This is a genomic window from Actinacidiphila sp. bgisy167, assembly GCF_057707665.1.
Genome location: NZ_JBYIQP010000082.1, coordinates 13,520 through 32,320, shown reverse-complemented (window position 1 = coordinate 32,320; position 18,801 = coordinate 13,520). Strand labels below are relative to the sequence as shown.

Sequence of the window (18,801 nt, the reverse complement as noted above, 5' to 3'; positions counted from 1 at the left end):
TTGATGTCCCTCCACACTCTCGGTTTGCTGATTACGGCAGGTTGCGGGCCATGACGATGCGCTGGACCTGGTTGGTGCCCTCGTAGATCTGGGTGATCTTCGCGTCGCGCATCATGCGCTCCACCGGGTAGTCGCGCGTGTACCCGTATCCGCCCAGCAGCTGCACCGCGTCCGTGGTGATCTCCATGGCCGCGTCCGAGGCGTAGCACTTGGCCGCCGCGCCGAAGAACGTCAGGTCCGCGTCCGAGCGCTCCGACTTCGCCGCCGCCGCGTAGGTCAGCTGCCGTGCAGCCTCCAGCTTCATCGCCATGTCCGCCAGCATGAACTGGATGCCCTGGAACTCGGCGATCGCCTTGCCGAACTGCTTGCGTTCCTTCACATATCCCTTGGCGTAGTCGAGTGCGCCCTGGGCGATGCCGATCGCCTGCGCCGCGATCGTCACACGGGTGTGGTCCAGGGTGCGCATCGCCGTGGCGAAGCCCGTGCCCTCGGCGCCGATCATCCGGTCGGCGGGGACGCGCACATGGTCGAGGTACACCTCTCGGGTGGGCGACCCCTTGATGCCCAGCTTCTTCTCCGGGGCGCCGAAGGAGACGCCCTCGTCGCCCTTCTCCACGACGAACGCCGATATGCCCTTGGAACGCTTGTCCGGGTCGGTCACGGCCATGACGGTGTAGAACTCGCTCACACCGGCGTTGGTGATCCACCGCTTGCCGCCGTTGAGCACCCAGAAGTCCCCGTCGCGCACCGCGCGGGTCTTCATGCCCGCGGCGTCCGAGCCGGCGTCCGGCTCCGACAGGCAGTACGAGAACATGCCCTCGCCCCGGGCCAGCGCGCCCAGGTACTTCGTCTTCAGCTCCTCGGAGCCGGACAGCTGGACCGGCAGCGACCCCAGTTTGTTCACAGCGGGGATCAGCGAGGACGAGGCGCACACCCGCGCCACCTCCTCGATCACGATCACGGTGGACAGCGCGTCGGCGCCGGCGCCGCCGAACGCCTCCGGCACGTGGACGGCGTGCAGGTCGTTCGCCTCCAGCGCGTCCCGAGCCTCCTGCGGGAAGCGGCCGAGTTCGTCGACCTCCGCCGCATACGGGGCGATCTTCGCCTCGGCCAGGGAGCGCACCGCGTCCCGGAGCATGTCGTGCTCCTCCGATGTCCGGAAGAGGTCGAAATCGTCACTCACGTCCGTTACTCCAGTCCGCGTCACACGTCATGGCATCGAGTACCCTCAGTTTTGCACACTCAGTGTCAGTGATCCATGGTCTCGGGGTGTTAGGTTCGCGTCCATGACCACAAAGCCACCGATGCGGGACGCCCTCGTCGCCGCCGCCTTCCAGCTCTTCCTGGAGCGCGGCTACGAGGCGACGACGATCGACGACATCGTCGCCCTCGCCGGTGTCGGGCGCCGGTCGTTCTTCCGCTACTTCCCCTCCAAGGAAGACGTGGTCTTCCCCGACCACGAACGCGCGCTCGCCGACATGACGCGCTTTCTGGAGGCCAGCGCCGACACGGACGACCCGGTGACCCGGGTCTGCGACGCGGCGCGCCTGGTGCTCGGCATGTACGCCGAGAACCCCACGTTCTCCGTGCAGCGCTACCGACTCACCAAACAGGTGCCCGGGCTGCGGGCTTACGAGCTGTCGGTCGTCTGGCGGTACGAGCGCGCGCTCGCGGAGTACCTCGGGGCCCGCTACGCGGACCGGCCCGACGGCAAGCTCCGGGCCGACGTGATCGCGGCTGCCGTGGTCGCCGCCCACAACAACGGCCTGCGCACCTGGCTGCGCTCCGGGGCGGAGGGCGACGCCGGCGCGGCAGTGGAGCACGCGCTGCGGTTCGTGCGCGCCGCCTGGAACGGGGACGGCAGCGCCCGGCAGGACACCCAGGAGGCGGAGGACGACGTGGTGATCGTGATCACCAGGAGGCGGACGCCCATGTGGCGGGTCGTCCGGGAGATCGAGGCGGGCCTGGCGGACGAGGAGTCCCCCGCGTAGGGACCCCCGGGGCGCGAGGGTACTCAGCACCTTCTGGAAGCGCACTCAGTGCCATGGGAGTGTCATCGCGGGCTGGATCGCTGTGCCGGTGTGCGGGGGCCGGTGCCCGGGTGCGGGTTCGTCTCGCGCCTTACGGACGCCCAGCGGCGGGCTGCGGACGGGAAGGCGGGGCGGGCTCCTTGGCGCAGGCGTTCGGACTCCGAGACCTCCTCGGGCGCGAGGGCGTCCGCGTTCCCCGCCGCTTCCTGGCGCTTCCGCGTTCTCATGAGCATCCCCCCTCGTCGGCGGCCGCGGCGCGGTGCCGCGGCGGCCTCCCTCAGGGTGCTCCTCGCGGTGGCGCCGTGGGGCCCGCTCACACCGGTGCGCCCCGTCCCCTGCTCCCCGGGCCCCCTCCGCCCCGTCTGCGCCCTCCTCCGCGCGGGCACGGCAGGGTATGGACGCCGGGGCCCGCGGTGGGGCCGGTCGGCCCCTCCTCGTGCCCGGGACGGCGGAGGACTCTGGGGGTGAGGGCGTACCGCATCCGAGGGAGGACGGCGATGACGACCACGACGGGCCTGCTCGACGCACTGCCACCGGAGACCCGCGGCCGGCTGCGGGAACTCGCGCGCGACGTGTCCTTCCCGGCCCGGACCAGGATCTTCGAGGAGGGGCACAGGGCGGACCGCTTCTGGATCATCCGGGCCGGCTCGGTCGCGCTCGACCTGCACGTGCCCGGCCGGCAACCCGCCGTGGTGGAGACCCTGGGTCCGGGGGACCTGCTCGGCTGGTCATGGCTCTTCCCGCCGTACACGTGGCATTTGGGCGCGGTGACGCAGACCCCTGTGCGAGTCGACGAGTTCGACGCCACGGTGGTGCGGGCTCTGTGCGAGGCCGACGTGGTGTTCGGGCGCGCGGTGGCCCGGCGGGTCGCTCAGATAGTGGCGCACCGACTGCAGGGGGCCCGCACCCGGTTGCTCGATCTGTACGGTCCCCAGGGCAGCGGCAGCACGGTGCGCTGACCGTTCGTGGTGGCTCCGGCCCTGGGCGCGGGGCGATGACCCGTGCCGAGGATCAGCCGGCCGTGCCCCGGCGGCCCACGCGGTAGGGCCGGTCGGCCCTGCTCGCGGGGGACCGCGGCGTGCAGGCTGAAAGGACGCGCCGGCCGGAGGGAGCGCACCGTGGAACCCACCCCACTCAACGGGGCGACCGTGGAGAGACTGATCTCCGCCGCCGTCGCGGCGCCCTCCTTCCGCGGCAGCCGCCCCTGGCGGTACCGCCTCGATCCGGACACCGCCACGTTCCAGGTGCGCGCGGTCCCCGAGCCCGGGGTGCCGGAGTCGGAGGCCGCGGCCCGCGTGCTGCACGTGTCCGTCGGCGCCGCCGTGTTCAACCTCCGGGTCGCCCTGGCCCACTTCGGGTGGGAGCCGAAGGTGCGGCTGCTGCCCGTGCCCGGCGACCCGGATCTGCTCGCCGAGGTGCGGCCGACCGGCCCGCGCGACGACGGCGGCGGCCCGTACCGCGATTTGTACGACGCGGTCTGGCGCCGCCGCGGCTGCCTCGCTTCCGCCTTCGCGTACTGCCCGACCGGAGCGGTCGTGCTGGAGTTGATCGACGCCGCCCACGCCGAGGGCGCGTCCCTGGTGCTGCCGCGGGCCGAGGAGACGCCGCGGCTGCTGCGGCTGGCGGCCGAGGCGGAGCAGCGCTGCGGGACGGGCGGGCGCTTCGTCGGCGCCGGGGGCCGGGTCCACGAGAACTCCGGGGCGGCCGCCTCCGCCTGGCTCCTCGATCCCGAGCGCCGGCCCCTGGTGGCGGTGCTGTGCACCCCCGGCGACACGTGCGCGGACTGGCTGCGGGCCGGCCAGGCCATAGGACGCGTGGTGCTTCTGGCGACCGCGCACACCGTCCAGGCGACGCTGCTGCACGAGGCGATGGAGTGGCCGGACCTGCGGGCGGCGTTGCGCACCATGGACTGCGGCCCGGGTCTGGTGCAGATGCTCATCCGGTTCGGCACCCCTGCGACGGGGCGCCGGGCCCCGCGGGTGCCGGTCGGGGAGGCCGCGGAGCGGGGCTGACCGTACCGCCGTCGCCCGCCCTTCGTGATGCCCGCTCAGAAGGGGACGGCGCGGGCGGATCCCGCGCGCCCAAATCCCCGGTGTGCGCGCCCTCCCCGGCCCCCTCAGAGCCAGCCGCGGCGAGCGGCCTGCCAGGCGAGCTGCATGCGGGTGGCGGCGCCGGCGAGGGTCATCATGTGCTGGATGTGGCGCTGGACGGTGCGCCGGCTCAGGCCCATCTGACTGGCTATGGCCTTGTCCGCCACGCCCGCGACGAGCAGGGACAGCAGCCGGCGGTCGGTCTCGCTCAGCGGGTCGGAGTCGTCCGCGCCGTCGGTGCCGCTCATCGCGCCGGACGCGCTGACGTGCAGCGGCACCGCGTCCTCCCAGTAACGTTCGAACAGCGCGGTCAGCGCCTCGAGGAGGCTGCTGTCGCGCAGCAGCGCCGCGGTCGGTTCGTTCGGGCTGCCGTGCGGGCCGCCGGGCACCAGGGGGCAGATGGCGATGGAGCGGTCGGCGACCGCGAGCCGCAGCGGCAGATGGGGGACGGAGCGGGCGATCTCCCCGGCCCTGACGCCCTCCACCACGTTGTCGATGGCCCCGTCGTCGTCGAAGAACGCCTGCTCGTACAGGACGCGGTAGCGCACGCCGCGGGCGAGGGCGTCGTACTCGGCACGATTGCTCCCCGAGGGCATGGCGACGTACTGCGCCTTGCAGAACCAGAGCATCTCGTGGCGCGCGTTCTCCTGCATCTGCCGCAGGTGCTGGCGCAGCGCCTCGCTGCCGGTGATGACCTCGATGAGCTGGCCCGCGTCCTGGCGGCGCACGGTGCTGCGGTAGCTGTCCAGCAGGTCGGTGACCGCGGTCCGGGCCTTGTCGAGGGCATCGGCCTGGCGTTGCAGCCGCGGCAGCAGGGCCACATCGGGCGGGGTGGCGGCGTACTGCCGGGGGAGGCTGTCGGTGGGGCTGGCCAGTCCCTTGGCGGCGAGTGAGGCGAGGACGCCCTCCGTCTGGCCCGGGGGCAGGTCCGTCTGCGCGGCGACCTCCTCTGCCGAGGCCGTCGCGGTGGTGACCAGGAGCCGGTAGACGGTCTCCTCGACCGCGGTGAGGCCAGCAGCCTCGAGCATGCCGCGTTCCTCCGGTTACGGGACTGTCTGCACGGCAGGGCCACGGGTGGCCGCAAACCGCACCTATCGCTGAGGGCTGGACTATACCCGGGGGATGTTTCAGGCAAGGGCGCGGCGGGTGCCGGGGCCCGCGGCCCCCGCACCCGCCGCGGTGTCGACGGTGGCGCCCCACCGTCACCGCCCTGCGGAGTCCCGTGCGCCGCTGTGCGGATACGCACGGTCCACCGTCTGCCGGACGCTCGGGGCCGGGACGGGGCGGCCGGCTTCCCCGCCGCGCCCTCGCGCCGCGCGCGAGCGCGGGCCCCGTCAACGGTCCCGCCGCTCCGCGTCGCGCGCCGCGCGGGCCCGCACCGCGTCCCGGTCGGGCGCGCCGAACGCCGACCACTGCAGGAGGAAGCGCAGGGCGTCCGCCGAAGGGGTGCCGGGGCGAGCGGTGTAGGTGATCAGGGACTGGCCGGTCTGGCCCTCGACGGTGAACTGCTGGACGTCCAGGGTGAGGGGCCCGGCCAGGGGGTGCTGGTAGGTCTTGCTGCGGGGCCGGGCCCCGCTTACCCGGTGACTGCCCCACCAGGCGCGGAAGTCCGCGTCCTTGACGCTGAGTTCGCCCACGAGGGCGGCGAGGGCCGGGTCCTGGGGGTAGCGGCCCGCCTCCATGCGCAGGAAGGCCACGCACTCGCGGGCGATACCCGCCCAGTCGTCCCCGTACAGCGCGCGGTAACCGGGGTCGAGGAAGGTCAGCCGGATGACGTTGCGGTGCTCGGGCGGGAGGGCGCCGAAGTCGGTCAGGAGCGCCGCGGCGGGGGCGTTCCACGCCAGCACGTCCTGCCGGCGGCCCAGCACCAGCGCCGGGACGTCGCGCATGCCGTCCAGCAGTTGCTGGATCTGCGGCACCACCCGTTGCGCCGGGGCCGGGCGGGAGGCCTTCGGCTGGGTGACGTCGGCGATGGTGAAGAGGTACGCCCGCTCGTCAGGGGCCAGCTCCAGGGCGTCGGCGAGCGCTTCCAGGACGCCCTGGGACACCCGGCGGGTGCGGCCCTGCTCCAGGCGCACCACGTAGTCGACGCTGACGTGGGCGCGCTCGGCGAGTTCCTCGCGGCGCAGCCCGGGGACACGGCGGTGGCGGCCGTCGTCCGGCAGGCCGAGGCGTCCGACGTCGACCGCGCCCCGCCGGGCGCGCAGGAAGTCCCCGAGCGCGTTGTCGGGGCGGAGTGGGCGATCGGTGGAAGGCATGCCCCCATTCTCGGCACCGGACGCGGCGCGTGCCTGGTACGGGCAGTCCCAGGGACACTCCGTCCCTGGCCGGCCCTGTGGCCCCGGGCGGAACGTGGAGCCGTCACCGGGGGCCGGTACGCACGGTACCGGCCCCGACCCCTCCGTGAACGACAGAGGAATCCTGATGATCACGTACGACCGGCTCTTCATCGGCGGCCACTGGACCGCTCCCACCACAACGGACCTGATCGAGGTCCGCTCCCCCCACGACGGCTCGCTGGTGGGCCGCGCCGCCCAGGCCGGCCCGGCGGACGTCGACCGGGCCGTGGCCGCCGCCCGCGCCGCCTTCGACGAGGGCCCGTGGCCCCGCATGAGCCCCGAGGAGCGGATGCGGGTCGTGGCCCAATTCGACAAGCTGCACCTGGCCCGGGCCGCCGAGATAGCCGCGCTGATCACCGCCGAGAACGGCTCCCCGCACTGGTTCACCTCGGCGCTGCAGCCGGCCGTGTCCGAGCAGACCCAGAGCTATCTGCGGGCCGCGGGCGAGCTCGCCTGGGAGCAGCGCCGTCCGGCCGCCGGTGGCGGCCAGACCGTCGTGCGCCGCGAGCCGGTGGGCGTGGTGGCGGCGGTGATCCCGTGGAACGCCCCGCACCAGTCCGCGCTGGCCAAGCTGGTCCCGGCACTGCTGGCCGGATGCACGGTGGTGCTCAAGCCGTCCCCCGAGACCGCGCTGGACGGTCTGCTGCTCGGGGAGCTCTTCGCCGAGGCCGGCTTCCCCGACGGGGTGGTCAGCATCCTGCCCGGCGGCCGCGAGGCCGGCGCCCACCTGGTCGCGCACCCCGGGGTCGACAAGATCGCCTTCACCGGCTCCACCACGGCGGGCCGGGCCATCGCGGGCGCCGCGGCGGAGACCTTCAAGCGGGTCACCCTGGAGCTCGGCGGCAAGTCCGCGGCAATCGTCCTGGAGGACGCCGACCTGGACAAGGTCGTGGCGGGCCTGAAGTACGACTCCTTCGGCAACAACTCCGAGGCGTGCGTCGCGCAGACCCGCATCCTGGCCCCTCGCAGCAGGTACGAGGAGGTCGTCGCGGCGGTGGCCGCGCTCGCCGACAGCCTCACGGTGGGCGACCCCGCGGACCCGGCCACCTTCCTCGGCCCGATGGTCCGCGCCGACCAGGCCGAGCGGGTCCGCTCCTACATCGAGCTCGGCGTGCGGGAGGGCGCTCGGCTGGTGACGGGCGGCCCCGGGGTCCCGGAGGGCCTGGAGGGCGGGCACTATGTACGTCCCACCGTCTTCGCCGACGTCGACAACACGATGCGGATCGCCCGCGAGGAGATCTTCGGGCCGGTGCTGGTCGTCATCCCCTTCGACGACGAGGACGAGGCCGTCCGCATCGCCAACGACTCCCCGTACGGTCTGGGCGGCGGGGTGTGGACGGCTGACCGGGAGCGCGGCCTGGAGATCGCCCGGCGGGTCCGCACCGGCACCTTCAACATCAACGGCGCCGCACCCAACATGGCGGCCCCCTTCGGCGGGTTCAAGGCGAGCGGGATCGGCCGCGAGTTCGGCACCGCGGGGCTGGCCCACTACACCGAGCTGAAGAGCATCACGATCTGACCCGCGCGTCCTCCCCCGGCGGCCGGGCGCCTTGCTCAGCCGCCGGGGGAGGACTCCGCCAGCGCCGCCTCGACAGCATCGACGGCCTCCTCCGCGGAGGCCGCCCGCAGAAACGTCTCCCCGGCCGGGGGCCCCTGAACGTCCCAGCCGCCGACCACGACGACCGGCTTGCCGGTGCGCAGGGCGAGCGCCACCTCGCTCAGCGTGCCCCAGCTGCCGCCGACCGCCACCACGGCGTCTGCGGCGGCGACGACGAGGCCGTTGCGGAGCTCGCCGAGGCCGGTGGCGATCGCCACCGTCAGGGACGGGTCGGCCGCCCGGCGGTCCCGGCCGGGCAGAAGCCCCACGGTGGTCCCGCCGCACGCGCGGGCTCCCTCGGACGCGGCGCCCATGACGCCGCCGAGCCCGCCGCAGACGACGACGGCGCCACGCCGGGCGATGAGTCCGCCGAGCCCGCGGGCGATCTCACGCTCCCGCGCGGTGGCCGCGGCGGGCCCCACCACGGCGACATAACGGCTCGTCATGGGCTCTCCCCCGGTCGGGTCCGCCCCGATTGACAGATAGGACAATCAGGATATTCGCTGCAGGGGTGATCTCGTACGCCCTCACCCCCCGACGCGTGTTCCTCGGCCTGCTGGCCGCGACGATGACCCTCGCCGCCTGCCAGGGCGCGCCGTCCGCCCCGGAGTCCACGGCTACCGGTGGGCGCACGGAGACGGCCGCCACCGGGCGCGCGCAGCCCACCCCCGGCGGGCGCACGGAGACGGCCCCCACCAAGAGCACGGAGCCCACCGCCACCGAGCGCCCGGAGACCACGGCCACCGAGCGCACGGCGACCACCGCCACCCCGAAGGGGTCCTGCGTGGACCGGGTCCTCGGGGCGATGAACGACACGCAGCGCGTCGGCCAGCTCTTCATGGGCGCGGCCCAACTGCCCACACCGCCCGAGGCGGACCTGGACGCGATGCGGTCGTACGCCGTCGGGTCGGTCTTCCTCGCGGGCCGCAGCACGGCCGGGGTGACGAAGACCCGCAGCCTGGTGGACGGGCTGCAGAAGTCGCTGGGGCAGACGGCGGCGGGGCAGCGGGTCGGCCTGCTGGTCTCCACGGACCAGGAGGGCGGCCAGGTGCAGGTCCTCCAAGGCCCCGGCTTCTCCACCATCCCGAGCGGGAAGACGCAGGGCACGTGGTCCACGGCCACCCTCCGCTCGCGCGCGCAGGGCTGGGCGAACGAGTTGAAGAAGGCCGGCGTCAACGTCGACCTGGCCCCCGTCGCCGACATCGTCCCCGCCTCGATCGGCACCGCCAACGCCCCCATCGGCCGCTACGGCCGCCAGTTCGGCTCGACCGCCGGCGTGGTGTCCCCGCACGTCACGGCGTTCGTCCAGGGCGCGAAGGCGGCCGGGGTGCTGACCACGCCCAAGCACTTCCCGGGTCTCGGCAGCGTCAAGGGCAACACGGACACGACCGCATCGGTGACGGACACGACGCTGACCCGCACGGGCAGCAACATCGAGCCCTTCCGCGCGGGGATCTCCGCGGGCGCGGGACTGGTGATGGTGTCGCTGGCGACGTACCAGCGCATCGACCCCCAGCACAAGGCCGTGTTCTCGTCGCTGATCGTCGACCAGACACTCCGTCACGACCTGGGCTTCAAGGGCGTCATCATCTCCGACGACCTCGGCAAGGCCGCCTCCGCCCAGTCCACGCCGCTCAGCCGGCGCGCCCTGTCCTTCCTCCGCGCCGGCGGCGACCTCACCCTCACCGTCTCCCCCAAGGGCATCCCCACGATGGCCGAGGGCATCCGCACCGCCATGCGCCAGGATCCGAAGGTGCGGACGATGGTCGCGAACAGCGTGCGGCGCGTGCTCACCGCCAAGCAGGCGGCGGGGGTGCTGCGCTGCCCGAGCTGACGGCGGCGGCCTCACCGCTCTCCGCGAGACGCACAAGCGGCGCTCCATCTGCCGGGTGTCTGGGACGTCTCGCGGAGACCTGGTCCCGAAGCGTGCCACGGGGTCCCCACCGCCCGAAACCGGTTGGCGGCGCGGCACGTCCGGGCTATGAAGGTCGCATGACCTCGTGGCAACTGGCCCCCGAAGACTTCGACACGACGGACGCGACCGGCCTGCGCCGGGACTACTACGCCGAGGTCGCCGGCCGCTACTGGATGCGGCCCGCGACCACCGAGGAGATCGACCGGGGCCTGGCCGGCGACGGCGCGGAGCTGCTCACCCCGCCCACGGGACAGTTCGTCGTGGGCCGCTTCGACGGTGAGGCCGCCGCTTGCGGCGGCCTGCTGATGCTGGATGCCGAGCGCGCCGAACTCACCCGCGTCTACCTGCGTCCCGCCTTCCGCGGCACGAAGGGCGCCGGCCTCCTGCTGGAGCTGCTGGAGAGCGAGGCGCGCCTGCTCGGCGCGTCCCGGATGGTCCTCAACACCCGCCTCGACCTCGTCGAGGCCCGCTCTGTGTACGTCCGCCACGGCTACCGCGAGATCCCCGCGTACTGCACGGGGCCCTACATGGAGATCTGGTACGGCAAGGATCTCGCCCGCGACGGCGCTGCCCGAGTCTGACCGCCGCCGCGTGGGCCGGCTGCGCCGGACTGTGCCGTCACCCATGCGCCGCGGACCACCCGTGTCCGGAACGCCACCCGGGGGCACGCGAGGGATGGCGGACCGGGGACGTGCGGTGACACTGTCGACCCATGGAGCACCTCTCCGGGAGGCATGTCGCGCAGCGCTGGCTGGCCCGTCTGGCCCTGGCCGCTGCGGGGGCGGCGGTGGCGCTGCCGGTCGCGGTGGCGGGTCTGCGCAGCATCGTGCTGGTGGCGGCCGCGCTCGGCGGCACCGCGGTGACGGCGGCGGGGACGTGGTGGGTGCTGACCCGCCGTGGTGTGGCGCGGGCGCTGGCCGTGGTGCTGACCGTGCTGGCCCCGCTGGCCGTCCTCGCCTACTACGACCGGGCGAATCTGCTCTGGGTCGTGGTCGTCTCGCTCGCGCTGTGGGCGCTCGCCGTCGTCGCGGGGCGCAAAGCGGTGCGTGCCACCCGCGCCCACGAGGCACGGGTGCGGGAGCGGATCGCCGCCCGGCCGCGTCGGCCCTTCCTGATCATGAACCCGCGCTCCGGTGGTGGCAAGGTCGGCGCGTTCGGGCTGAAGGAGAAGGCGGAGGCGCTGGGCGCCCGGGTCGTCCTGCTGGACCCGGACCACCCACAGGACGTGGCGGAACTGGCCCGGCGGGCCGCGGACGAGGGCGCGGACCTGCTCGGGGTGGCCGGCGGTGACGGCACACAGGCGTTGGTGGCCGGTGTGGCCGCGGAGCGGGGTCTGCCGTTCCTGGTGATCTGCGCGGGCACGCGCAACCACTTCGCCATGGACCTGGGACTGGACCGCGCGAATCCGGCGGCCTGCCTGGACGCGCTCAGGGACGGCGTGGAGCTGCGGGTGGACCTCGGCTATGTGGGCGACCGGCCCTTCGTCAACAACGTGTCGTTCGGCGCCTACGCGGCCGTCGTGCAGAGTCCCGCGTACCGGGACGACAAGGTCGGCACCATCCTGGAACTCCTGCCCGACCTGCTCACCCACCGCGTCGGTCCGCGGCTGACGGCGAGGGCGGGTGAGGTCGTCATCGAGGAGCCGCAGGCCGTGCTGGTGAGCAACAACCCCTACCGGACCGACGATCCGGCCGGGCTCGGCCGCCGCGACCGTCTCGACACCGGCCTGCTGGGGGTGCTCGGCGTCAGCGTCGACAACGCGGCCCAGGCCGCGACGCTGCTGATGGGCCCCCGCGTCGCCTCCGGGCTCACCGTGGCCACGGCGCGGGAGGTGGTGACCACGGCCGACGCGGCGGAGATCGAGGCGGGTGTGGACGGCGAGGCCCTCGTGCTGCCCACCCCCGTGCGCTGCCGCATCAGCCCCGGCGCGCTGCGGGTCCGGGTGCCCCGCCTCCGGCCCGGGGTACCGGCGACGGGTGTGCGCACGGACTGGCGGCGGCTGCGCAAGCTCGCGCTGGCCATGGGCCGCACGGCGGCCGGCCGCCCCACCCCCTGACCCGCCCCGGCCCACGCGCGCCTGACGGCGGCAGCCCTTTCAGACCGGGACTTCGAAGATGAGCTCGAGGCCGTCCACCTCGTCCCACTGCTCGCCGGCCTCCACGAAGCCGAAACCGGAAATCGTGGCCAGGGATGCGGTGTTCTCGGGGCTGATCGTCACCCGCGCGGTCCTGACTCCGGGTTCGGCGGCGGCGCGACGCAGCAACTCGGTCAGCACCGTCCTGGCGTACCCCTGACGACGGTGACCAGGGGCCACCGAATAGCCGATCTCCACCATGCCCGACCCATCGGGCGGGCCGTGGAACCCGGCGTACCCCACGACGACGTCTTCGGGCTCGGCCACCACGGCCCGGGTGAGCCACCCCGCGCTACCCGGGTCCGAGGCCAGCTGACCGAGCCGATACCGCCAGACCCACTTCGCCTGATCGGTGAGGAAGTAGTCCGTGAGCCCGACTCCTGCTTCGGCACTGGCCCGGGCAAGGTCGTCGTCCAGCAAGGCGGTCATGGCCGTGCCCGTGAGATCCGCGAACCTCACCGACCTCAGGCGGGTCGGCGCGGGGGACCGGCGGGCGGGTTCGTCTGTCACGCACGGATGCTCGCGGAGCGCCCTGGAGCGTGTCCAGAGGTTTTCGCGGTGGCCGACGCCCCACCGGCTCGACGCGCTCAGCCGGCCGCCGGACCGCGTCGACCGTCGCCGTCGACCGTCGCCGTCGGCCCTCGCCCTCACCGGACGCCCGAACCGCGGCGCCCCGGCCAGCCCACCGCGCAGGCGGACCCGGCCGGGGCGGCGTCAGCGGCGGATCAGGCTGGAGTCCCGGACGACCAGTTCCGGCTGGAGCACGACCCGCCGGTGCCGGTGTTCGCGGGCCTGCGGCCCGGTCTCCTCCAGGAGCATCCCGGCCGCCAGCGCGCCCATGTTCGCCGCGGGCTGCCGCACCGAGGTGAGCGGCACGGCCGCCGCGGCCGCGAACTCGATGTCGTCGTAGCCGACGATGGCCATCTCGCCGGGTACGTCCACCCCCGCCGCGTACAGCGCCTGCAGCACCCCGAGGGCGAGCAGGTCGTTGGCGCAGAACACGGCGGTCGGCCGCTCGGGGAGGCCGAGCAGCCGGTGGCCGGCGTCGCGTCCGGAGGCGACGTCCAGCCGTTCGGTGGGCAGTTCTCGCAGCGTCGCCGGCGGCAGTCCGGCCTCCGTGAGAGCGGCGAACGCCCCCTCGCGCCGGTCCCGGACCTGCTGCAGGTGCCCGGGGCCGGAGACGTACGCGATCCTGCGGTGCCCCGCGGCCACCAGGTGGCCGACCGCCGTCCGGCCCCCGGCCACGTCGTCCACCGACACCGAGCATCCGTCGGCGCCCGGCGCGACCCGGTCGACGAGGACGACGGGGATGCGGTGCCGCCGAAACGCGGCGAGGTTGCCGCCGTCGGCGTCGTCAGCCGGCGTCACCAGCACCCCGCGCACCCGCTGTTCGGCGAAGAGCGACAGGTAGGCGGCCTCCTCCGCCGGGTTCTGCGCGCTGTTGCAGACCATCACGCCGAGACCCGCCTCCCGGGCCGCCCGTTCCGCGCCGCGCGCCACGTCGACGAAGAACGGGTTGCCCATGTCGAGCACGAGCAGGGCAACGATCCTGCTGCGGCCCGCCCGCAACTGCCGGGCGGACTCGCTGCGTACGTAACCCAGTCGGGCGATGGCGCGCTGCACGCGGACCCGGGTCGCCTCGGGTACCGCGTCCGGCCGGTTGATCACATTGGAGACCGTGCCCACGGACACCCCCGCCTCACGGGCGACGTCCTTGATCCCCACTGTGCGGCCCTTCTCCGCCACGCCCGGGCCCTCAGAACGTGAACTGGTCGATGTTGTCCTTGGTGAACACGGTCGGCTTGCCGAGCACCACCACGCCGTCCTTGCCGATGGTGTAGTCGCCCATGTCACCGGCCTTGAAGCTCTGGCCCTCGGTGCCGGAGATCTGCCCGGAGGCCAGGGCGACCGCAGCGTACGAGGCGAGGGAGCCGAGCTTGGCCGGGTCCCACAGCTCGAAGGCCTCGACAGTGCCGTTCTTGACGTAGGCGCGCATGTCGTTGGGCGTGCCGAGGCCGGTCAGCTTGACCTTGCCCTTGTACTTGGAGCCCGCCAGGTACTGGGCGGCCGCCTTGATGCCCACCGTGGTCGGGGAGATGATGCCCTTCAGGTTCGGGTACTGCTGGAGCAGGCCCTGGGTCTGCTGGAAGGACTGCTGGGCGTCGTCGTTGCCGTAGGCGACCTTGACCAGCTTGACGTCCTTGTACTTGGGGCCCTTGAGCTCGTCCTTCATGAAGTCGATCCAGGTGTTCTGGTTCGTGGCGGTCTGGGCCGCCGAGAGGATCGCGATCTCGCCCTTGTAGCCGATCTGCTCGGCCATCAGCTGCACCTCGGTGCGGCCCAGGTCCTCGGCGCTGGCCTGGGAGACGAACAGGTCGCGGCACTCGGGCTTGGTGTCGGAGTCGTACGTGACGACCTTGATGCCGTTCTTGCGGGCCTGGTTGAGCGAGGTGCACAGCGCGCCCGGGTCCTGGGCGGAGACGGCGATCGCGTCGACCTGCTGCTGCGTCAGGGTGTTGACGTAGCTCACCTGGCCGGCGGTGTCGGTGCCGCTGCTGGTGCCGACCTCCTTGTAGGTGGAGCCCAGCGCGTCCAGGGCCTGCTTGCCGCCGTTGTCGGCGATGGTGAAGTACGGGTTGTTGACCTGCTTGGGCAGGAATGCGACTGTCAGGCCCTTTTTGGTCGCCGCGTTGGGGTCGGCCGACGCGGTCGCCTTGGCGCCGCCGCCGCTGTCCTTGGCGGAGTTCTTGGTGGTGCCGCCGCAGGCTGTGGCGCCGAGCGCGACGGCCGCGGTCACGGCGACGACAACGGTGGCACGGCGAGTGAGGGTTCTGGACATGGTGTTCCTTTCGCTGCCGGAACGGGCGCCGGAGTGAGGACGGAAGAGGGTGCGGGGGTGGTGGTGCCGTGTGACGTGTGGGGGAGGCGGTCAGGAGACGGCAAGCGCGGCCGGGTCCTTGTCGGCGGGCCTCCTGCGCGCCCTGGCCAGCGAGACCTGGCGGCCGATCCTCGGGGCGAGGACGGAGATCACCAGGAGCACACCGGTGACGACGATCTGGGACTGGGCCGAGACGTTGAGCAGGCTCATGACGTTCTGGCCGGCGCCGAGCAGGAACACCCCGGCGATCGCGCCGCCCAGGGTGCCCTTGCCGCCGTCGAAGTCGATGCCGCCGAGCAGGACGCCCGCGATGACGGACAGTTCCAGGCCGGTGGCGTTGTCGTAGCGGGCGCTGGCGTAGTGCAGCGCCCAGAAGACCCCGGTCAGGGAGGAGACCAGGCCGGTCGTGACGAACATCGCCAGCTTCAGCCGCCGCACGCGCACTCCCGCGAACCGGGCCGCCTCCTCCGAGGCGCCGACGGCGAACAGGGAGCGCCCGACGGGCGTCGCGTGCAGGACCAGGACGGCGATCAGCAGCAGCACGGCGAAGGGGATCGCCGCGTACGGGATGAAGGTGCCGTCGATCCGGCCCGCCCCGAAGTCCAGGTACTGCTGCGGGAAGTCGGTGACGGAGTCGGCGCCGAGCACGATCTGCGCGATGCCGCGGTAGGCGGCGAGCGTGCCGATGGTGACGGCCAGCGAGGGCAGGCCGAGCCGGGTCACCAGCAGGCCGTTGACCAGGCCGCACAGGGCGCCGAGGAGCAGGCAGAGCGGGATGATCGTCTCGATCGCCATGCCGCCGTTCCACAGCGCGCCCATCACGGCGCCGGAGAGACCGGCCGTCGAGCCGACGGACAGGTCGATCTCGCCGGAGACGACGAGCATGGTCATCGGCAGCGCGATGAGGGCGATCGGCAGGGTGTTGCCGATCAGGAAGGACACGTTCAGAGCGTTGCCGAAGTTGTCCACGAAGGAGAAGGAGCAGATCAGCAGGACGACGAGCAGGGCGCCGACCGCGGTGTCCCAGCGCACCGCGCCGCCGAGGCGAGCCGACGGGGCGAGGGCCTTGGTGGTCTCAGGCATGGTGGGCACTCCTCATCTGTGCGGCCCGCTTGCGGAGGACGCCGGCCACCCGCAGCGCCACGATCCGGTCCACGGCGATGGCGAGCAGGAGCAGGACGCCGTCGATGGCCAGCACCCACACCGAGCTGACGCCGACGGAGGGCAGGACGCTGTTGATCGAGGTCAGCAGCAGGGCGCCGAGCGCGGCGCCGTACACGGTGCCGGAGCCGCCGGTGAAGGCGACGCCGCCGACCACGACGGCGCTGACGACGGTCAGTTCGTAGCCGTTGCCGGTGCCGGAGTCGACGTTGCCGAAGCGGGCGAGGTAGAGCGCCCCGGCGAGTCCGGCGAGCGCCCCGCACACCACGTACGCGGTGAGGATGCGCTTGCGGACCGGGACGCCGGCCAGCCGGGCGGCCTCGGGGCTGGAGCCCAGCGCGTACAGGTCGCGTCCGCCGCGGTAGCTGCGCAGGTAGTAGCCGGCCGCGACCAGCACCACGAGCGTCAGCAGCGCGAGGTAGGGGATCACCGAGATCCCGTCGTGGCCGAAGTCGACGAAGCTGTCCGGCAGGTCGTTCGCGGTGATCTGACGCGAGCCGACCCAGATGGAGTCGATGCCGCGGATGATGTAGAGGGTGCCCAGGGTCACCACGAGCGCGGGCACCTGGCCGAGGCTCACCAGCAGGCCGTTGAGCAGGCCGAAGAGCACGCCGAGCGCGACCGCGATGAGCACGGCGACCAGGGGGTTGCCGCCCCCGTGCAGATAGGTGCCGGCGGCGAAGGCCGAGATGCCGAGCACCGAGCCGACCGACAGGTCGACGTTGCGGGTGATGACGACCATGGCCTGGCCGATGGCGACCAGCACGAGGATGGTGGCGTTGAGCAGGAGGTCCTTGACGCCCTGCTGGGACAGGAACTCGCTGTTGTAGAGCTGGGTCGCGGCCAGCATGACCACGAGCACGGCGAGCACGGCGAGCGCGCGCAGTTTCAGCACCCGGTCCAGGAAGCGGCGGGACGCGGTCGGTTCGTCCGCGTCGATCCGCTGCGGGGTGTCGGCGGTCACGGTCATGCCGCGCTCCTCACGCGGCCGGTCGCCGCCGCCATCACGGATTCCTCGGTCGCTTCCGACCGGGGGATCTCGGCTGTCAGTCGTCCCTCGTGCATCACCAGGACGCGGTCCGCCATGCCGAGGATCTCCGGCAGGTCGGAGGAGATCATCAGGACGGCCACGCCCTCGGACGCGAGCCGCGACAGCAGGCGGTGCACCTCGGCCTTGGTGCCGACGTCGATGCCGCGCGTGGGCTCGTCGACGATCAGCACCTCGGGCGCGGTCGCGAGCCACTTGGCCAGGACGACCTTCTGCTGGTTGCCGCCGGAGAGGGTGCCGACGACGTCGGCCAGCCGGGCGTACTTCACCTGGAGCCGCACCGCCCAGTCCAGGGCGCGGCTGCGCTCGGCCCGACGGCTCATCAGACCGCCCTTGGTGGTGGAGGCGAAGCCGGTGAGGCCGATGTTGCGCTCGATGGACATGTCCATCACCAGGCCCTGGGCCCGGCGGTCCTCGGGGACGAGCGCGATGCCCGCGGCCATGGCGAGGCTGGGAGCGCCGCCGCGCAGCGGTCTGCCGTCGACGACGACCTCGCCGGCGTCACGGCGGTCCACTCCGAAGATCGCCCGGGCGACCTCGCTGCGCCCGGCGCCGACGAGGCCCGCCAGGCCCACGATCTCGCCGCGCCGCACCTCGAAGGAGACATCGGTGAAGACGCCTTCTCTGGTCAGCCGGCGCACGCTGAGGGCGACTTCGCCGATCTCGGCGTGCTGCTTGGGGTAGAGCTCGTCCAGGTCGCGGCCGACCATGCGGCGCACCAGGTCGTCCTCGGTGAGCCCGTCGAGGGGCTCGCTGGCGACCCACGCGCCGTCCCGCAGGGTGGTGACCCGCTGGCAGAGGGCGAAGATCTCCTCGAGGCGGTGGGAGATGAAGAGCACCGCGGCGCCCTGCTCGCGCAGGGACTTGACGACGCCGAAGAGCCGGGCGACCTCGCTGCCGGTGAGCGCGGCGGTCGGCTCGTCCATGATCAGGACGCGGGCGTCGAAGGAGAGCGCCTTGGCGATCTCCACCAACTGCTGGTCGGCGATGGACAGTCCGCGCGCCGGCTGCTCGGGGTCGAGGTCCACGCCGAGGCGGCGGAAGAGTTCGGCCGCGGCCTCGCGCACGGCCTTGTGGTCGACCCTGCCGAGCGAGCGGCGCGGCTGGCGGCCGACGAAGATGTTCTCGGCCACCGACAAGTCGGGGAAGAGCGTGGGCTCTTGGTAGATGACGGCGACCCCCGCGTCACGGGCGTCCCCCGGGCCGTGGAACTCCACGGGCCGGCCGTCGAGCAGCACGGTTCCGGCGTCCGGGCGGTGCACACCCGCGAGGGTCTTGATCAGCGTCGACTTGCCGGCGCCGTTCTCACCCGCCAGGGCGTGGGCCTCGCCGGCGTGGAGCCGGAGCGAGACATCGCGCAGAGCGCGAACGGCACCGAAGGACTTGCTCACCCCCTCGAGCGCGAGCACCGGAGTGGTCTCCGGTTCGGGGTGCGTCATTGCGCCCTCCTGCTATGAAATGTTTCAACGGAGTTGCCGGGAAGCTAGCCCCGCCTCACGGAAGCGTCAAGAGCCGCCGAGACCCGCTCCTGACCTGCACCCTCGCGAAACCCGCAGGTAACACGCCCGACAAGGCCGTACGAACAGCCACAACGCCCTTTCCCCAGACG

Annotated in this window: 17 protein-coding genes; 7 read left to right on the top strand and 10 right to left on the bottom strand. The window is 73.0% G+C overall.

The annotated features are described in order from the left end of the window. Positions 1 to 31: 31 nt before the first annotated feature. Complete coding sequence (locus tag AC3ET4_RS25310; protein ID WP_431953234.1) at positions 32 to 1,183, bottom strand: acyl-CoA dehydrogenase family protein; 1,152 nt, start codon at positions 1,181 to 1,183, stop codon at positions 32 to 34. Positions 1,184 to 1,304: 121 nt separating this feature from the next. On the opposite strand from AC3ET4_RS25310, the gene AC3ET4_RS25305 reads away from it, so the two are divergent. The 3 genes from AC3ET4_RS25305 to AC3ET4_RS25295 all read left to right on the top strand — a co-directional run bounded on the left by AC3ET4_RS25305 (position 1,305) and on the right by AC3ET4_RS25295 (position 4,042). Beyond that, positions 1,305 to 1,991: a TetR family transcriptional regulator gene (locus AC3ET4_RS25305; RefSeq protein WP_431953236.1), complete on the top strand. Its 687-nt coding sequence runs from the start codon at positions 1,305 to 1,307 to the stop codon at positions 1,989 to 1,991. Positions 1,992 to 2,527: 536 nt separating this feature from the next. Further along, on the top strand, positions 2,528 to 2,989 hold the full coding sequence (locus AC3ET4_RS25300; RefSeq protein ID WP_431953232.1) for a Crp/Fnr family transcriptional regulator: 462 nt from the start codon (positions 2,528 to 2,530) through the stop codon (positions 2,987 to 2,989). Positions 2,990 to 3,148: 159 nt separating this feature from the next. Beyond that, positions 3,149 to 4,042, top strand: coding sequence for a nitroreductase family protein (locus AC3ET4_RS25295; RefSeq protein WP_431953230.1), 894 nt, complete (start codon positions 3,149 to 3,151; stop codon positions 4,040 to 4,042). Between the two features lie 104 nt (positions 4,043 to 4,146). Here the strand turns inward: AC3ET4_RS25295 and AC3ET4_RS25290 are convergent, their stop codons facing one another. Both AC3ET4_RS25290 and AC3ET4_RS25285 read right to left on the bottom strand, forming a co-directional pair. Further along, a complete protein-coding gene (locus AC3ET4_RS25290) occupies positions 4,147 to 5,148 on the bottom strand; it encodes a helix-turn-helix domain-containing protein (protein WP_431953228.1) in 1,002 nt (333 codons plus the stop codon). Between the two features lie 306 nt (positions 5,149 to 5,454). Beyond that, entirely contained in the window at positions 5,455 to 6,378 is a 924-nt protein-coding gene (locus tag AC3ET4_RS25285) for a helix-turn-helix transcriptional regulator (RefSeq protein ID WP_431953226.1), read from the bottom strand. Positions 6,379 to 6,544: 166 nt separating this feature from the next. On the opposite strand from AC3ET4_RS25285, the gene AC3ET4_RS25280 reads away from it, so the two are divergent. Next, positions 6,545 to 7,978, top strand: a complete 1,434-nt coding sequence (locus tag AC3ET4_RS25280; RefSeq protein WP_431953224.1) for an aldehyde dehydrogenase — start codon at positions 6,545 to 6,547, stop codon at positions 7,976 to 7,978. A gap of 35 nt (positions 7,979 to 8,013) precedes the next feature. Here AC3ET4_RS25280 and AC3ET4_RS25275 read toward each other — a convergent pair whose 3' ends face one another. Then, the gene (locus tag AC3ET4_RS25275) at positions 8,014 to 8,502 is read right to left on the bottom strand and encodes a TIGR00725 family protein (RefSeq protein WP_431953222.1); all 489 of its coding nucleotides are present in this window, start codon (positions 8,500 to 8,502) and stop codon (positions 8,014 to 8,016) included. A gap of 65 nt (positions 8,503 to 8,567) precedes the next feature. Here AC3ET4_RS25275 and AC3ET4_RS25270 point away from each other — a divergent pair, with 65 nt between their 5' ends. The 3 genes from AC3ET4_RS25270 to AC3ET4_RS25260 all read left to right on the top strand — a co-directional run bounded on the left by AC3ET4_RS25270 (position 8,568) and on the right by AC3ET4_RS25260 (position 12,027). Next, positions 8,568 to 9,890 (top strand): glycoside hydrolase family 3 N-terminal domain-containing protein, encoded by a 1,323-nt coding sequence (locus AC3ET4_RS25270; RefSeq protein ID WP_431953220.1) that lies wholly within the window; start codon positions 8,568 to 8,570, stop codon positions 9,888 to 9,890. Between the two features lie 158 nt (positions 9,891 to 10,048). Next, on the top strand, positions 10,049 to 10,552 hold the full coding sequence (locus AC3ET4_RS25265; protein ID WP_431953218.1) for a GNAT family N-acetyltransferase: 504 nt from the start codon (positions 10,049 to 10,051) through the stop codon (positions 10,550 to 10,552). Between the two features lie 131 nt (positions 10,553 to 10,683). Then, the gene (locus AC3ET4_RS25260; RefSeq protein ID WP_431953216.1) at positions 10,684 to 12,027 is read left to right on the top strand and encodes a diacylglycerol/lipid kinase family protein; all 1,344 of its coding nucleotides are present in this window, start codon (positions 10,684 to 10,686) and stop codon (positions 12,025 to 12,027) included. Between the two features lie 39 nt (positions 12,028 to 12,066). Here the strand turns inward: AC3ET4_RS25260 and AC3ET4_RS25255 are convergent, their stop codons facing one another. From AC3ET4_RS25255 to AC3ET4_RS25230, 6 genes are all read right to left on the bottom strand, one after another. After that, complete coding sequence (locus AC3ET4_RS25255) at positions 12,067 to 12,615, bottom strand: GNAT family N-acetyltransferase (protein ID WP_431953214.1); 549 nt, start codon at positions 12,613 to 12,615, stop codon at positions 12,067 to 12,069. Positions 12,616 to 12,819: 204 nt separating this feature from the next. Next, positions 12,820 to 13,851, bottom strand: coding sequence for a LacI family DNA-binding transcriptional regulator (locus AC3ET4_RS25250; RefSeq protein ID WP_431953212.1), 1,032 nt, complete (start codon positions 13,849 to 13,851; stop codon positions 12,820 to 12,822). A 10-nt stretch (positions 13,852 to 13,861) separates the two neighbouring features. Then, on the bottom strand, positions 13,862 to 14,944 hold the full coding sequence (gene rhaS / locus AC3ET4_RS25245) for a rhamnose ABC transporter substrate-binding protein (RefSeq protein WP_431953210.1): 1,083 nt from the start codon (positions 14,942 to 14,944) through the stop codon (positions 13,862 to 13,864). 90 nt (positions 14,945 to 15,034) lie between these two features. Beyond that, positions 15,035 to 16,066 carry an ABC transporter permease gene (locus AC3ET4_RS25240; RefSeq protein ID WP_431953208.1) on the bottom strand — a complete coding sequence of 344 codons (1,032 nt, stop codon included), beginning with the start codon at positions 16,064 to 16,066 and terminating at the stop codon, positions 15,035 to 15,037. Continuing rightward, entirely contained in the window at positions 16,059 to 17,114 is a 1,056-nt protein-coding gene (locus AC3ET4_RS25235) for an ABC transporter permease (protein WP_431953206.1), read from the bottom strand. Before AC3ET4_RS25235 ends, AC3ET4_RS25240 begins: the two co-directional genes overlap by 8 nt. After that, a complete protein-coding gene (locus AC3ET4_RS25230; protein ID WP_431953204.1) occupies positions 17,111 to 18,631 on the bottom strand; it encodes a sugar ABC transporter ATP-binding protein in 1,521 nt (506 codons plus the stop codon). The genes AC3ET4_RS25235 and AC3ET4_RS25230 overlap by 4 nt, the downstream gene beginning before the upstream one ends. Between the last annotated feature and the right edge of the window lie 170 nt (positions 18,632 to 18,801).

Excerpts from the sequence above, each read along its gene's own strand:
- AC3ET4_RS25285 (WP_431953226.1), bottom strand. The coding sequence starts at position 6,378 with ATGCCTTCCACCGATCGCCCACTCCGCCCCGACAACGCGCTCGGGGAC.
- AC3ET4_RS25290 (WP_431953228.1), bottom strand. The coding sequence starts at position 5,148 with ATGCTCGAGGCTGCTGGCCTCACCGCGGTCGAGGAGACCGTCTACCGG.
- AC3ET4_RS25230 (WP_431953204.1), bottom strand. The coding sequence starts at position 18,631 with ATGACGCACCCCGAACCGGAGACCACTCCGGTGCTCGCGCTCGAGGGG.
- AC3ET4_RS25240 (WP_431953208.1), bottom strand. The coding sequence starts at position 16,066 with ATGCCTGAGACCACCAAGGCCCTCGCCCCGTCGGCTCGCCTCGGCGGC.
- AC3ET4_RS25275 (WP_431953222.1), bottom strand. The coding sequence starts at position 8,502 with ATGACGAGCCGTTATGTCGCCGTGGTGGGGCCCGCCGCGGCCACCGCG.
- AC3ET4_RS25300 (WP_431953232.1), top strand. The coding sequence starts at position 2,528 with ATGACGACCACGACGGGCCTGCTCGACGCACTGCCACCGGAGACCCGC.
- AC3ET4_RS25280 (WP_431953224.1), top strand. The coding sequence starts at position 6,545 with ATGATCACGTACGACCGGCTCTTCATCGGCGGCCACTGGACCGCTCCC.
- AC3ET4_RS25265 (WP_431953218.1), top strand. The coding sequence starts at position 10,049 with ATGACCTCGTGGCAACTGGCCCCCGAAGACTTCGACACGACGGACGCG.
- AC3ET4_RS25305 (WP_431953236.1), top strand. The coding sequence starts at position 1,305 with ATGCGGGACGCCCTCGTCGCCGCCGCCTTCCAGCTCTTCCTGGAGCGC.
- AC3ET4_RS25235 (WP_431953206.1), bottom strand. The coding sequence starts at position 17,114 with ATGACCGTGACCGCCGACACCCCGCAGCGGATCGACGCGGACGAACCG.
- AC3ET4_RS25260 (WP_431953216.1), top strand. The coding sequence starts at position 10,684 with ATGGAGCACCTCTCCGGGAGGCATGTCGCGCAGCGCTGGCTGGCCCGT.
- rhaS (WP_431953210.1), bottom strand. The coding sequence starts at position 14,944 with ATGTCCAGAACCCTCACTCGCCGTGCCACCGTTGTCGTCGCCGTGACC.